Raw genomic sequence first — 12,524 nt, 5'->3', positions numbered from 1 at the left:
GGTCCGCCGCCCCGTACGGGAGCCCCGTTGCCCCGGCCGGTGAGGCCGGGGCAACGGGGCTCCCGCCGTCGCGCCCGCACCGGTGTCCGGGCGCCCCGCGGAGCGCCGTCAGTCCAGCCAGTGCCGGCGCCCCAGGCTGATGAGCCGGAGCCTCCTGCGTGCCAGCCCGGCGATCTCCTCCTCGCCGTCCGGGCCCGCCTCCAGCAGTGCCGAGGCCGTCACGACCATGTGGTCGACGTACAGGCCGGCGAGCATCCGCAGGTCCTCCGGGCTCCACCCCGCCGCCTCCGGCTCGTCCGCGAAGGCCGCCGCGACCTCGTCGCCGAACTGCCGCAGCTGCCTCCCGATCGCCTCGCGCACCGGTGCGACGCCGCCGTGCTGCTCCCGGGCCAGGAAGCGCACATGGGCGGGCGAGGTGCGCACCAGCGCGGCGACCACCGCGACGGAGTGGTCGATCCTCGCCGCGTCGTCGGCCTCCGCCAGCGCCTCGCCGATCGTGGCGTGCAGGGCGCCCAGCGACTCCTCGACGAGCGCGACGCCGAGGTCCGCCATGTCCCGGAAGTGGCGGTAGAAGGCCGTGGGGGCGACGCCCACCGCCCGGGTGACCTCCCGCAGTCCCACGCTGGACAGGCTCTGCGCCTCCAGGAGGCGCAGAGCCGCGTCCATGAGGGCCTGGCGGGTCTTCTGCTTCTGCGCCTGGCGGATTCCGACCGTGTGACTCATGACATTCAGTAAACAACCGTTCGCCGCGGAGGGGAATGGGTAGACTCAGAGTCAGTGAACAGTCGTACTCTCAAACTCCGTTCACCGGAAGGAAGACCGTGATCATCCTCGTAGCCGTCCTCCTGCTGATGGGCGTGATGCTGGGCGCCGTGGTCCACCTCCCCGCCCCCGTCTCGCTCGCCGCGGGTGCCGCCATCGGTGCCTGGCTGCTCGTCTTCGCCGTACGCGAGCGCCACGCCCGGCGCGGCTGAACCGCTCCGCGCCACGTACCCGACCCACGGAAGGAGAACCACCGCCATGACCCTGCTGCTCCCGCCGCGCCGCACGGAGCGCGACCGCGCACGGCCCGCGGGCCGCACCCCCGGCGGCCCCGGGACCCCCGCCCCACAGGGGCGCCGGCCGCGGGGCGACGCCGACGGCATGGCCGTCGCCGCCTTCGTCCTCGGCCTCGTCGGCCTCCTCGTGATGAACATCGTCCTCGGCCCGGCTGCCGTCGTGCTCGCCTCGCTCGCCCTGCTCCGGGGCACCACCCGCCGCGGACGCGCCCTCCTCGGGCTCGCCCTCGGCATCACCGACCTCGTGGTCCTCGCCGCCGTGGTGACCGCGGGCGGCAACGTCGTCTGGGGCTTCGGCTCCTGACGGCGGGTCTCCTCCGCCGCACAGGGCCGAGGGCGCACGCGGGGAGAGCCGCCCCGCCCCCGTGCGGGCCCCGCCGATGCCCCGGGGGCGCACGCCGGACGAGCGTGCACCCCTGCGCCGCGTCCGCGCCCCCGCGACCGCCTCGTAGAATCGGGGTCACCATGGCATACCTCGACCACGCCGCGACCACCCCGATGCTTCCGGAGGCGGTCGAGGCGATGACCGCCCAGCTCGTCGCCACCGGCAATGCGTCGGCCCTCCACGCCGCCGGCCGCCGGGCCCGCCGCACCGTCGAGGAGGCCCGCGAGAGCCTCGCCGAGGCGCTCGGCGCGCGACCCAGCGAAGTCGTCTTCACCTCGGGCGGCACCGAGGCCGACAACCTCGCCGTCAAGGGCCTGTACTGGGCGCGCAGGGACGCCGACCCCGCCCGCACCCGCGTCCTCGCCAGCCCCGTCGAGCACCACGCCGTCCTCGACGCCGTCGACTGGCTCGCCGGGCACGAGGGCGCGACCGTCGAGTACCTGCCCGTCGACCCCCACGGCCGGGTGCATCCCGAGGCCCTGCGCGAGGCGATCGCCCGCAACCCCGACGACGTGGCCCTGGCCACCGTGATGTGGGCCAACAACGAGATCGGCACCGTCTTCCCCGTACGCGAACTCGCGTCCACGGCCTCCGAGTTCGGTGTGCCGCTGCATGCCGACGCGGTCCAGGCCGTCGGCCAGCTCGACGTGGACTTCGCCGCCTCCGGCCTGGCGGCCATGACCGTCTCCGGCCACAAGATCGGGGGCCCCTACGGCATCGGGGCCCTCCTCCTCGGCCGCGAGTACACCCCCGTGCCCGTCCTCCACGGAGGCGGCCAGGAACGCCATGTGCGCTCCGGCACGCTGGACACCCCGGCCATCGCCGCCTTCGCCGTGGCGGGCCGTCTCGCCACCGGGCGCCGCGAGGAGTTCGCCCGCACGGTGGGCGCCCTGCGCGACGCCCTGGTGCGCGCCGTCCTCGACGCCGTCCCGGACGCGGTCCTCGGCGGCGACCCGGTCGACCGGCTCCCCGCCAACGCGCACTTCACCTTCCCCGGCTGCGAGGGCGACTCCCTGCTGCTGCTCCTCGACGCCCAGGGCATCGAGTGCTCCACGGGCTCCGCCTGCACCGCGGGCATCGCCCAGCCCAGCCACGTCCTCCTGGCCACCGGCACCGACCCGGACCTGGCCCGCGGCACGCTGCGCTTCAGCCTCGGCCACACCTCCACCCAGGCGGACGTGGACGCCCTCGCCGCCGCCATCGGCCCGGTCGTGGAACGGGCCCGCACCGCCGGTCTCAGCTGAGGCCGAAGACCCCCGGCCGGCGGGCCGGGGCGACCCGGCCCGCTCCGCCCGGGAGCGGTCCCTCAGGCCCTGCGCTCCGCGGCGCGGCGCGCCTGCGGCAGCGCCTCGCGCACCAGCCGCAGGTAGCGGTCCCAGTCCCAGTGCGGGCCCGGGTCGGTGTGGTCGGTGCCGGGGACCTCGACATGGCCGACGACGTGCTCGCGGTCCGCGGGGATGCCGTAGCGTGCGCAGACGTCGGCCGTCAGCCGGGCCGAGGCCGCGTACATCGCGTCGGTGAAGTCCTCGGGGCGGTCCACGAAGCCCTCGTGCTCGATACCGATGCTGCGCTCGTTGTAGGAGCGGTTGCCCGCGTGGTAGGCCACGTCCAGCTCGCGGATCATCTGGGCCACGTGCCCGTCCTTGCGGACCACGTAGTGCGTCGCGGCCCCGTGCGTCGGGTCCCGGAACACCTTCAGCGCGGTCGGGTAGCTGCCCTGGACCACATGGATCACCACGCGGTCGATCTCGTAGTCGTCGGGCCGGTAGGCCAGCCGCCAGTTCGCCGCGTTGGCCGCGATCCACTGGGCGCCCGCGTGGTCGATCTCCCCCTCCTTGCGGGGCGGCCGCACCCACGGCATTCCGCGCCACAGCCGCCGGACCTCGTCCTGGACGAGATAGCCCCCGCCGAGGACCGCCGCACCGCCCCCGAACAGCACGGCCCGGCGCGTGACCCTGCCCTTGCCGCTGCCGCCGCCCTGCCCGCTCTCGTTCCCCATGCCCGTGACAACGCCTATCCGCGAGCTTTCGGTTCCCCGGCACCCTTACCCTGGTGGGGCTATGACTGAGACCTCTCCGCGCCCCCTCCGTGTCCTCGCCGCCATGTCCGGCGGAGTCGACTCCGCCGTCGCCGCCGCCCGGGCGGTGGAAGCGGGGCACGACGTCACCGGCGTGCACCTGGCCCTCTCCGCCAACCCGCAGTCCTTCCGCACGGGAGCGCGGGGCTGCTGCACGATCGAGGACTCACGCGACGCCCGCCGCGCGGCCGACGTCATCGGCATCCCCTTCTACGTGTGGGACCTCGCCGACCGCTTCCGCCAGGACGTGGTCGACGACTTCGTCGCCGAGTACGAGGCCGGGCGCACGCCCAACCCCTGCCTGCGCTGCAACGAGAAGATCAAGTTCGCCGCGCTGCTCGACAAGGCCCTTGCGCTCGGGTTCGACGCGGTGTGCACGGGGCACTACGCCACGGTCGTCCTCCGCGAGGACGGCGTCCGCGAGCTGCACCGCGCCAGCGACATGGCCAAGGACCAGTCCTACGTCCTCGGCGTGCTGGACGAGCGGCAGCTCGCCCACGCCATGTTCCCGCTGGGCGACACCCTCACCACCAAGGACGAGATCCGGGCGGAGGCAGAGCGGCGCGGCCTCGCGGTCGCGAAGAAGCCCGACAGCCACGACATCTGCTTTATCGCCGACGGCGACACCCAGGGCTTCCTCGCCGACCGCCTCGGCCGGGCGGAGGGCGACATCGTCGACGAGAGCGGGACCAGGCTCGGCAGCCACGAGGGGGCCTACGGCTTCACCATCGGGCAGCGCAAGGGCCTGCGCATCGGCCACCCCGCCCCCGACGGCAAGCCCCGCTACGTCCTGGACATCTCCCCGGTGGACAACACGGTCACCGTCGGTCCCGTCGAGGCGCTGGACGTGACCGGCCTCACCGCGATCAAGCCCCGCTGGTGCGGCTCCGCCCCCGAGGGCCCCGGCCGCTACACGGCGCAGCTGCGCGCCCACGGCGGCGAGTGCGCGGTCTCGGCGGAGCCGGTCGACGGCGCCGAACTGCGCGTCACCTTCGACGAGCCGGTCCGCGGTGTGGCGCCGGGGCAGGCGATCGTCCTGTACGACGGCACGCGCGTGGTGGGTTCCGCGACGATCTCCGCTACCGTCCGCCGGACGACCGAGGCCGCCTGAGCGCGCCGAGGAACGAGGCGAAGGCGGGGGCGCCGACGCGCAGGGCCCGGCTGGGCGCTGCGCTGTCGCGGACGGCCACGGCGTCCTCGCCGAGGCGGGCTATCTCCACGCAGTTGTTGCCTCCGCCGGCGCAGTACGACGACCTGCGCCAGTGGGCGGCGGGTGTGCGCCGGTCCATTCACAGTCCTTTCGCCATGGACCGGATGAAGTCCTGTGAGTCGTCGGCCGGCAGCGCCGACCGCTCCATCAGGTCCAGCAGCGAACGATAGTTCGCCAACGGCGTCGGTGCATCAACGAAGTTGGCTCCCAACGCGGTGTCGAGCTGCACCGTGTCCAAGGCCCGCACCGGACCCTCCGCGTACAGGACCGACTGCCCCGCGCCGTGGAACTCGCCTGCGCTGAAAGGGATCACCAGCAACCGGATGTGCGGCTGGGCGCAGGCGTCCGCAAGGCGCTCCAACTGCCTGCGCGCAACGGCTCGGCCGCCGAACTCCAGCCTGAGGGCGGCCTCGTGGATGATCCCCGTGTACGGCGTCGGGGTGTCCCCGTGGAGTACCGACTGCCGCTGCATGCGATGCGCCACGCGCAGCTCGACATCGAGACGGGACAGTCTGGGCACGGCCAGCTCGAAGATCGCGCGGGCGTGGTCCTCCGTCTGTAGCAGGCCCGGCAGATGGACGGTCTGGGCGGTCCGGATGCGGACGGCGTGGTGCTCAACCTCCGAGACGTCGAGATGGCCGTCCGGGAGCCGCCCCCGGTAGTCACGCCACCAGTGGTGTCGCCGACGGCTCGCCGCCATGGCGCTCAACGCGTCGACCAGATCCTCGTCGGGGCAGCGGTAGTGGCAGGCGAGCTGCCTGACGCGGTCCTCGCTGACACTCGTGCGACCGGCCTCGATGTTGGAGATCATCGTTCGGTCGGCCCCCAGCATCGCTGCCGCCTCGCGGATGGAGACGCCAGCACCCTCGCGCATGCGGCGCAGCTCGGTCGCCAGCCGACGCTGACGGCCCGTGGGTGCGGCTCGCGACGCCATGCAACGACTCCCCTTCCTCCCGTATCCGGGCAAGCCTGTCAGATCATCAACCCACGTCGATCGCGGTCGAGTTCCGATTCACTCGTTCGTGAATTCTGACTCACATGTGAGTCAGTAGCGGCCAGGGTTGTGGATCGAGTGGGGAACCGACGCGACGCGGAGCGCACGGTCCCGATCCGGGCCGCATGAGGCCGTCGAGTCGAGCCCCCACGCCAGACCCCAGCCACCCACCCCCCTCACGGAGACGCGATGACCCACGAGGCGACCGCCCCGCACCCCGCCCCCCGGCCCATCCCCCTCACCCGTCCCTGGGAGTACGAGCTGCACTTCCCGCGCGACCCCCGTGCGCCCCGCATCGCGCGCGGCCTGCTGCGTGCCGTGCTGTGCGCGCACGAGCTGGGCGAACTCGCCGACCGGGCGGAGCTGCTGGCCTCCGAGCTGGCGACCAACTCCGTGCGCCACACCCCCGGTCCGGCCGCGATGCGGCTGCGCTGGGCGCACCCCGTGCTGAGGGTGAGCGTCAGCGACCCCAGCCCGGTCTTCCCCGCGCGCCTCGCCGTGCCCTGCCCGGCGGACCGGGAGGGCGGACGCGGCCTGGAACTCCTCGACCTCCTCGCGGACACCTGGGGCGGGGGCGTGCGGGAGGCGGCGGCCCCGGGGCGGACGGGCAAGGTCGTCTGGTTCGAGCTCCGCCTCCCCGCAACGCCTCCGACACCGCCCGCCCTCGCCGCCTGAGCTCAGGGCGACGGGCGCTCCGGCCAGGCGAAGCCCAGCGCCCGCGCGTACGCGGGTGAGCCGCCGCATACGGTGGCGGTCTCCTTGGGGTCCCGTTCCCCGATGCCCCGCAGCACTGCCTCCGCCGCCTTCTCGGGTGGCCTCCCGTCGTCGGGGACGTGCAGGGCGAAGTGGAGCCAGGGCCCGTCGGCCTCCGGCTGGTGCGTGAACCGCACCACGACGGCATCCGGCCGGTCCTCCAGGGTGTACGCCCTGGGGCGGCACAGCTCCCACCGCTCCAGGGCGCGCCGGACGGCCTCCCTCCGGAGGCCGTCGGCGATCAGGCGCGCCGTCCGCCAGGCAGGCCACTGCCAGGACCGGTCCTCCTCGGCGCGGGCGATCTCCGCGTCGTACGCCGAGGCGTCGAATCGGTACGCGGGGGGTGTCGCCCCCCGCTCCGCGCCGCGCCAGCCGTCCCAGACCACCTCGACGCCCTCGCGCCGGATGGTCACGTACAGCGCGCCGCAGCAGCCCTCGGTGCAGTACGCCTCCGCCAGGCGCACCTCGCGCGGCTCCTCGGTGGCGCGCAGACCGCCGCCGTCGAGCAGGTGGGAGGGGTCTCCGGCAGGACCCGGCCCGAACAGCTCGGCCACCATGGGGCGCCCGTACAGCATGATCCGCGTCTCCACGGCTCCCGGGCGTGCGGGATCGGGCACGGCGGCCTCCACATGCAGCGGGATGTCGCCCGGTACCGGACCGAGGGGGCGGCCGAGCGTGCGGCGGGCCCACGCCCGGTGGGGAGGCGAGGTTCCGCCGGTGTCGGAGACGAGGGCGGAACGCAGTTGCCCCGCCAGGCGCTCCAGCAGTTCCTCCCGCCGACCGGCGGGCCAGTCCAGCAGGACGCTCGCGCCCGTACGCAGCTCCACGGCGAGGGCGACCAGCGTCGGGGCCACGCCCGGGTCGGCCCGCAGCAGTGCCGGAACGCGGCCCAGCAGGGCCTCGTAGACGCGAACGGCCCCTGAGCAGGCGCGGATCTCGGTGTCGCCGCCGTGCCGGTCGGTGATGGTGGCCAGCAGCTGCGCCGCCCGGGCCGCGGCACGGGTGTCCTCGGGAGCGGCCTCCAGCAGGCCGGGCAGGTCGACGGCCTCGGCGAGCCGGCGGGCCGCGGTGGGCCCGATCGGCGGCCTGCCCGAGGGAAGGTCCCCGAACCAGCGCCGGACGGCCTCGAAGTCCGCTGCGACGGGCGGCGGTTCGGCGTACAGCGCCCTCATGGCGCCGCGGAGCCGCAGCGGCAGCCACAAGCGTGCGGCGGCGCCCTCGTCGAGGTTGTCGAGCGCGCGGACGGCCGAGGGGGTCAGGTCGCGCACCAGGCCGACGGTCGAGATCAGGGGGACGTCCCCGGCGCCGCCGAACCGCCCCAGCAGCGCGATTCCGGCGGTGACGCCGAGGCTCGTGCGGCCCCTGCGCACGAGCTGCCGTCCGAGTGCGGCAGCGCGAGCGGTATCGGGGCCGTCCAGTGCCTGCACGGCCCGCGACAGATGAAAGGGCCTCAACTGCATGGCCTGAAAGTGGCCTTCGGCCTCGTCCACCCGCGACGTGGGCGGGTTCTCGACGGCCACCAGGGCGGAAAGGGCCTGCCGGGCGATCTCTTCGCGCTCCTGGTGAGTGCGGCGCGGCGGGTAACCCGGGGAGTCGGGCGTTCGGGGTGGTCGGGGAAGCACGTAGGCGCGGTCGGGGAGGCGGCGGTCCGGCTCGGCGTCCAGCAGCCGGCACACCTGCTCGTACAGGGACGGTCCCGTCGGGGGAGCGTGGCGCTCCGTCACGGGGCTCACCGGGTGCGGGGGATCTCGATTCCACGGTTCATACGGCGAGCCTGGCACACGGGGCTCTGCGGGCGCCACGCCGTTTCGCCCTCCGCCCCCGGCCCCGCCACCGGGCGGGAGCCGGGGGCGGGCCGCCGGTGCCCGGCCGCTCGGCGTGGGAGGTTGTCCCGGGCGGGGCACCCGTGCAGGATCGCCTTCCGTACACGTCATACCGGGACAAGGCTGTCGAAACCGTCGGTGTCCCCGGGCGGAGGGACGAGGCACGACATGCCCGCGGCACCACGGAGGACCGGGACGTACGACGCGCGCAGCGGCTCCGTGACCACCGACGACGGTGTCCGCCTCCACTACCTGGAGGCGGGCTCGGGGCCGGACATGCTCCTCGTGCCGGGCTGGTCGCAGACCGCCGCGCAGTGGCGGCACCAGATCGACCACTTCGCACGGACCCACCACGTCGTCGCCGTGGACCACCGCGGCCACGGGGACTCCGACCGGCCCGGCCACGGCTACCGGATCGCCCGCCTCGCGAACGACCTCCACCAGCTCGTCCACGGCCTGGACCTGGACGGGATCGTGCTGGTGGCCCACTCCATGGGCTGCTCCGTCACCTGGGCCTACTGGGACCTCTTCGGCGGTGACCGGCTGGCGCGCCTGGTGTTCTTCGACGAACCCCCGGTCCTGATCAGGCAGCCCTACTGGCCGGACGGGCTGGCGGACCGCGTCGGCGCGCTCTACGACTTGGCCCAGATCGCCGACGTCGTGACGGGCCTGCGCGCCCCCGGGGCGGACGCCGAGAGCCTGAGCGCCGAGTTCCTGGACGGCATGTGGAGCCCTGCGGCCCCCGAGGAGGACCGCCGCTGGGTCCTCGCCCGGAACCTGCTCCTGCCGAGGGAGTACGCCGGGAGGCTGCTCCTGGACAACGTGGTGCAGGACTGGCGCGACATCCTGCCCCGGATCACCGTCCCCACCCTCGTCCTCGGCGGTGCCGACAGCGTGATCCCCACCGCCGCCGCCCGCTTCACGGCCTCGGCCGTGCCGGGAGCGGCCCTGCGCATCCTGGAAGGCCGCGCGAGCCACTTCGCGTTCTGGGAGAACCCCGACGCCTTCAACCGCGAGGTCCGCGCCTTCCTGGACGTGCCGGCCGACGCGGACGGACCCGCCGCCTCGGCCTGAGGCCGCCCGGGCCCCGGGCGGACGGCCCGCCGGGTGGGCCGCGCCGTGCCACGTAGGATGCGGGGCGGCGGGACGGCGGGGGTGAGGGTTCTGAGGCGTGACACACCGGCAGGCGGCCGTGAACGGCGGCAGAGCCGGGCACGCCCGGGACACGGCCGCCACGGCGGCGTCCGGGTGCCCGGACCGTCCTGCCGGGCCGCTGCGCGGTACGCCACCGGCATCGACATCACACATCGTCACGGGGAGAGCAATGGGTTGGGACGAGTGGGACCAGATCAAGTCCGACGTCGCCGCGCGGAACGACGGCGGCACGCAGCTGAACAGCGCCTCGGGGTCCGACGGCGCCGCCGACCTGCGGACGCACTCCCAGGGCAAGAAGGCCGCGATCAACGCGCTTGAGGTCCACATACGCCCCGGGCTGCGCAGGGTGGGCGTTCACGCCGACGACTCGACGAACTCCACGGAGCGCGAGTTCCTCACCTGGGACACCGGGTCGGGCCTGAAGGACGCGCACGAGGAGTGGGCGAGGCAGGTGGCGATGCTCCAGACCCGGCTCGAAGGCGACCAGGCCGCGCTCACGCAGGCGAAGAGCGACTTCCGGTTCGTGGACCACGAGGTGCACGGCCAGGCGTCGTCGGTGACCGTGAACACGTCCGCGACGCGTCGCGACGCCTGACGGACGGGGGGACACCGACATGCTCAGCTACCGGGACGTCGTCTCCGCCGACCTCGGCTCGCTCACCTCGACGGCCGACGACTGGGACGACATGGCCGACGGTTTCCGCAGGCTCGAAGAGGCCTACAGCGGCACGGTCCTCGGCGTCGCGACGGGGGGTGAATGGGTGGGCATCAGCGCGGCCGCCGCCGCGGTCAAGTTCAACGCCACCAAGGCCGAGTTCGCGGCGGGCCAGACCGAGGCCCGAGCCATCGCCGACATCCTCAGGGACGCCCACGGCCAGTTCACGCTTCTCGTGGGCGCCGTGCGCGACGTCGTGGAGCAGGCGAAGAAGGACGGGATGGACGTCGACTCCAACGGGACGGTCCACTTCGACTTCACCGAGCTGAACAAGTACCGGAACGACCCGGACTCCAAGGACCTGGCGGCGGAGAAGCGAGCCGCGGTGGACGTCTGGAACGAGAAGGTCAAGCAGGCCGTGAAGGCCGTCGACGACGCCGACAAGGGCGTCAAGCTCGCCCTGCACGACGCGGCGGGCGTCAAGAGCTTCTTCGAGCGGATGTTTGACTCCGTTCTGGGACGCGACGGGTTCAACGCCAACGCGGTCGGCGACATCGAACTGGTGGAGGCCCGCAGGGCCAAGGTCTACGCGGACCAGATCCTGGCCGGCGGCGAGCCGTCCGACCTCGCGGAGTGGGAGCGCCTGATGCGCGACAACTCCCAGAACAGGGTCTTCAGCCAGACGCTGCTCAACTCGCTCGGGCCCGAGGACACGCTCAAGCTGTCGAACCGGCTCAACGACCTCGCGTACCTCGACGACGCCAAGGACAAGCGCTCCTATCTGCACATCAACACGGGGCTGGCGAACTCGCTCGCCACCGCGACACGCGTCCCCGAGTTCCTGGGCCCCCGGGGCGCCGACGGCAAGCGGCAGCCGCTGAAGTACGGGAGCGAGGAGTACCGGGAGCGGTTCGGCGAATGGCGGGCCTCCTCCGACGGGCGCTTCTACCGCGAGTGGATCGACGAGCTCGACAGGCTCGGGGACGACGAGTTCGACTCCGAGGTCGTCGGGGAGAAGATCTCGCTGGGCCACGGCCACGGCCAGGAGGTACGGGGCTACCAGAGCCTGGTCACGCTCATGCAGCAGGGCGAGGGGTACTCCCCGTCGTTCGTCTCCGAGGTGACGGACAACATGATCGCGATGGAGAAGAAGGACCCCGACATCTGGGACCTGCGGGGAGACTTCAGCGGCGACAAGGACGGCTGGTTCGCCAACGACCCCGTCGACGGGGCGCTCGGTGTGATGAGCCGCGACCCGGAGGGTGCCGCCGTCTACCTGGACCCGGCCACGGACGAGGGCAAGAAGCGCTTCGAGTACCTGCTGGGACAGGGCGACGGCGCGCGCGACTGGGACGTCGTCGACACCAGGGAGTACCGCAAGGTCGAGACCTCCGGTCCGGACGTCGAGGACGCGGACACCCGGGCGGGCCTGGGCGCGGCCCTCACCGCGGCGGCCACGGGCGTGGACCCCTCGGGCGGCGAACCGCGGCCCACGTCGCACAGCGAGGCCAACGACCGCGTCTTCAAGCACAGCCTGGAGTTCCTGTCGAAGCAGGGCGACGAGATGCACTCCGCGCTGCGGGACGACATGGCGAAGATCCTCATCAACCACGGCCGGGAAGTGCACGAGGAGATGAGCGACACGCACGGCAGGAGCTCGGTCCTGGACCGCGACCAGCTGGCCGAGATCACGAAGCAGGTATCCCGCAGTAGGGACTCCTACGACATCCTGAACGCCGGGATGAACTACGCGATCGTCGAATCCTTCCACGACACGAATCGTGCGCCGGAGGACACGCTGTCGTCGGCCGGCCGGACGGTCGGTTTCCTCGAGGAGAGCCGCTACAACGCGATGCAGGGCGACCTGAAGGACCGGACCTGGGACAAGGCATGGAGCTACCACGCTTCCGGTGCCGTTCTGAACTTCATCCCGGTCGTGGGCGACATAGCGCAAAGGGGGGCCGACATGGTCACCACGCAGTGGGTGATGAACGAGACGCAAAGAGAAGAGAAGGCGATGGAGACGGAGAACGTGAGGGTGTACGACCGTCGCCAGGGGCACCTCATGTCCCTTGCTGATCAGTGGTACTCGGTCAACTCCGAATGGGCAGCCAACGAAACTGGGTACTCGCGCGAGCAAGGTGTCTACGAGCGGATCGGAGAAGCAGCCAATGCCGGTAATTCTTCCTTCGATGGCACTACGGGGGAGCAGGAATGAGCGGCGGTCGGTTCTGGACATCACTGCTTGTGGTCGGTTTCGTGGCCGCAGTGGCCGGGTGTACCTCAGACGGGCGCGGATACGCTGTTCCCAAGGAGTACTGCGGATTCGAGGTGCAAGAATCCGCACTCTCTCCGATTCTTCCTGACGGTGAAAGCCTCACTGACGTTTCATATAATCCTCCGAGCCTTATTGC

Annotated in this window: 13 protein-coding genes; 8 read left to right on the top strand and 5 right to left on the bottom strand. The window is 72.7% G+C overall.

What is annotated here, in order from left to right; genetic code table 11:
* Positions 1-108: 108 nt before the first annotated feature.
* Positions 109-723, bottom strand: coding sequence for a TetR family transcriptional regulator (locus NPS70_RS05675; RefSeq protein ID WP_256522893.1), 615 nt, complete (start codon positions 721-723; stop codon positions 109-111).
* 98 nt (positions 724-821) lie between these two features.
* Between NPS70_RS05675 and NPS70_RS05670 the strand changes: the two genes are divergently transcribed.
* The 3 genes from NPS70_RS05670 (at position 822) to NPS70_RS05660 (ending at position 2,687) form a co-directional block, all read left to right on the top strand.
* Positions 822-974, top strand: a complete 153-nt coding sequence (locus NPS70_RS05670) for a hypothetical protein (protein ID WP_256522892.1) — start codon at positions 822-824, stop codon at positions 972-974.
* Between the two features lie 46 nt (positions 975-1,020).
* A complete protein-coding gene (locus NPS70_RS05665) occupies positions 1,021-1,362 on the top strand; it encodes a DUF4190 domain-containing protein (RefSeq protein WP_256522891.1) in 342 nt (113 codons plus the stop codon).
* Between the two features lie 161 nt (positions 1,363-1,523).
* Entirely contained in the window at positions 1,524-2,687 is a 1,164-nt protein-coding gene (locus NPS70_RS05660) for a cysteine desulfurase family protein (RefSeq protein WP_256522890.1), read from the top strand.
* Between the two features lie 62 nt (positions 2,688-2,749).
* Here the strand turns inward: NPS70_RS05660 and NPS70_RS05655 are convergent, their stop codons facing one another.
* Positions 2,750-3,442: an N-acetylmuramoyl-L-alanine amidase gene (locus NPS70_RS05655; protein ID WP_256522889.1), complete on the bottom strand. Its 693-nt coding sequence runs from the start codon at positions 3,440-3,442 to the stop codon at positions 2,750-2,752.
* A 61-nt stretch (positions 3,443-3,503) separates the two neighbouring features.
* Between NPS70_RS05655 and mnmA the strand changes: the two genes are divergently transcribed.
* Positions 3,504-4,631 carry a tRNA 2-thiouridine(34) synthase MnmA gene (gene mnmA / locus NPS70_RS05650; protein WP_256522888.1) on the top strand — a complete coding sequence of 376 codons (1,128 nt, stop codon included), beginning with the start codon at positions 3,504-3,506 and terminating at the stop codon, positions 4,629-4,631.
* Here the strand turns inward: mnmA and NPS70_RS05645 are convergent.
* Together NPS70_RS05645 and NPS70_RS05640 are read right to left on the bottom strand one after the other, a co-directional pair.
* Positions 4,600-4,809 carry a DUF397 domain-containing protein gene (locus NPS70_RS05645; RefSeq protein ID WP_256522887.1) on the bottom strand — a complete coding sequence of 70 codons (210 nt, stop codon included), beginning with the start codon at positions 4,807-4,809 and terminating at the stop codon, positions 4,600-4,602. The two genes, mnmA and NPS70_RS05645, sit on opposite strands and share 32 nt — an antisense overlap.
* Positions 4,810-5,664, bottom strand: coding sequence for a helix-turn-helix transcriptional regulator (locus tag NPS70_RS05640; RefSeq protein ID WP_256522886.1), 855 nt, complete (start codon positions 5,662-5,664; stop codon positions 4,810-4,812). It lies immediately after the preceding gene.
* Between the two features lie 249 nt (positions 5,665-5,913).
* On the opposite strand from NPS70_RS05640, the gene NPS70_RS05635 reads away from it, so the two are divergent.
* Positions 5,914-6,399, top strand: coding sequence for an ATP-binding protein (locus NPS70_RS05635; protein WP_256522885.1), 486 nt, complete (start codon positions 5,914-5,916; stop codon positions 6,397-6,399).
* A gap of 2 nt (positions 6,400-6,401) precedes the next feature.
* Here the strand turns inward: NPS70_RS05635 and NPS70_RS05630 are convergent, their stop codons facing one another.
* Positions 6,402-8,201 carry a hypothetical protein gene (locus tag NPS70_RS05630; RefSeq protein ID WP_256522884.1) on the bottom strand — a complete coding sequence of 600 codons (1,800 nt, stop codon included), beginning with the start codon at positions 8,199-8,201 and terminating at the stop codon, positions 6,402-6,404.
* Between the two features lie 267 nt (positions 8,202-8,468).
* Here NPS70_RS05630 and NPS70_RS05625 point away from each other — a divergent pair, with 267 nt between their 5' ends.
* The 3 genes from NPS70_RS05625 (at position 8,469) to NPS70_RS05615 (ending at position 12,328) form a co-directional block, all read left to right on the top strand.
* Positions 8,469-9,374, top strand: coding sequence for an alpha/beta fold hydrolase (locus NPS70_RS05625; RefSeq protein WP_256522883.1), 906 nt, complete (start codon positions 8,469-8,471; stop codon positions 9,372-9,374).
* Between the two features lie 250 nt (positions 9,375-9,624).
* Complete coding sequence (locus NPS70_RS05620) at positions 9,625-10,050, top strand: hypothetical protein (protein WP_256522882.1); 426 nt, start codon at positions 9,625-9,627, stop codon at positions 10,048-10,050.
* Between the two features lie 19 nt (positions 10,051-10,069).
* Positions 10,070-12,328: a hypothetical protein gene (locus tag NPS70_RS05615; RefSeq protein ID WP_256522881.1), complete on the top strand. Its 2,259-nt coding sequence runs from the start codon at positions 10,070-10,072 to the stop codon at positions 12,326-12,328.
* Positions 12,329-12,524 lie beyond the last annotated feature (196 nt).

The organism is Streptomyces sp. C10-9-1, assembly GCF_024497955.1.
Lineage (GTDB): Bacteria > Actinomycetota > Actinomycetes > Streptomycetales > Streptomycetaceae > Streptomyces > Streptomyces sanyensis.
The sequence above is the reverse complement of the archived record's forward strand: the minus strand, read 5'-3'. Positions and strand labels throughout refer to the sequence as shown.

Coding starts and splice junctions, on each gene's coding strand:
- NPS70_RS05660 (WP_256522890.1), top strand. CDS start 1,524: ATGGCATACCTCGACCACGCCGCGACCACCCCGATGCTTCCGGAGGCG.
- NPS70_RS05645 (WP_256522887.1), bottom strand. CDS start 4,809: ATGGACCGGCGCACACCCGCCGCCCACTGGCGCAGGTCGTCGTACTGC.
- NPS70_RS05675 (WP_256522893.1), bottom strand. CDS start 723: ATGAGTCACACGGTCGGAATCCGCCAGGCGCAGAAGCAGAAGACCCGC.
- NPS70_RS05615 (WP_256522881.1), top strand. CDS start 10,070: ATGCTCAGCTACCGGGACGTCGTCTCCGCCGACCTCGGCTCGCTCACC.
- NPS70_RS05625 (WP_256522883.1), top strand. CDS start 8,469: ATGCCCGCGGCACCACGGAGGACCGGGACGTACGACGCGCGCAGCGGC.
- NPS70_RS05665 (WP_256522891.1), top strand. CDS start 1,021: ATGACCCTGCTGCTCCCGCCGCGCCGCACGGAGCGCGACCGCGCACGG.
- NPS70_RS05655 (WP_256522889.1), bottom strand. CDS start 3,442: ATGGGGAACGAGAGCGGGCAGGGCGGCGGCAGCGGCAAGGGCAGGGTC.
- NPS70_RS05640 (WP_256522886.1), bottom strand. CDS start 5,664: ATGGCGTCGCGAGCCGCACCCACGGGCCGTCAGCGTCGGCTGGCGACC.
- mnmA (WP_256522888.1), top strand. CDS start 3,504: ATGACTGAGACCTCTCCGCGCCCCCTCCGTGTCCTCGCCGCCATGTCC.
- NPS70_RS05620 (WP_256522882.1), top strand. CDS start 9,625: ATGGGTTGGGACGAGTGGGACCAGATCAAGTCCGACGTCGCCGCGCGG.
- NPS70_RS05635 (WP_256522885.1), top strand. CDS start 5,914: ATGACCCACGAGGCGACCGCCCCGCACCCCGCCCCCCGGCCCATCCCC.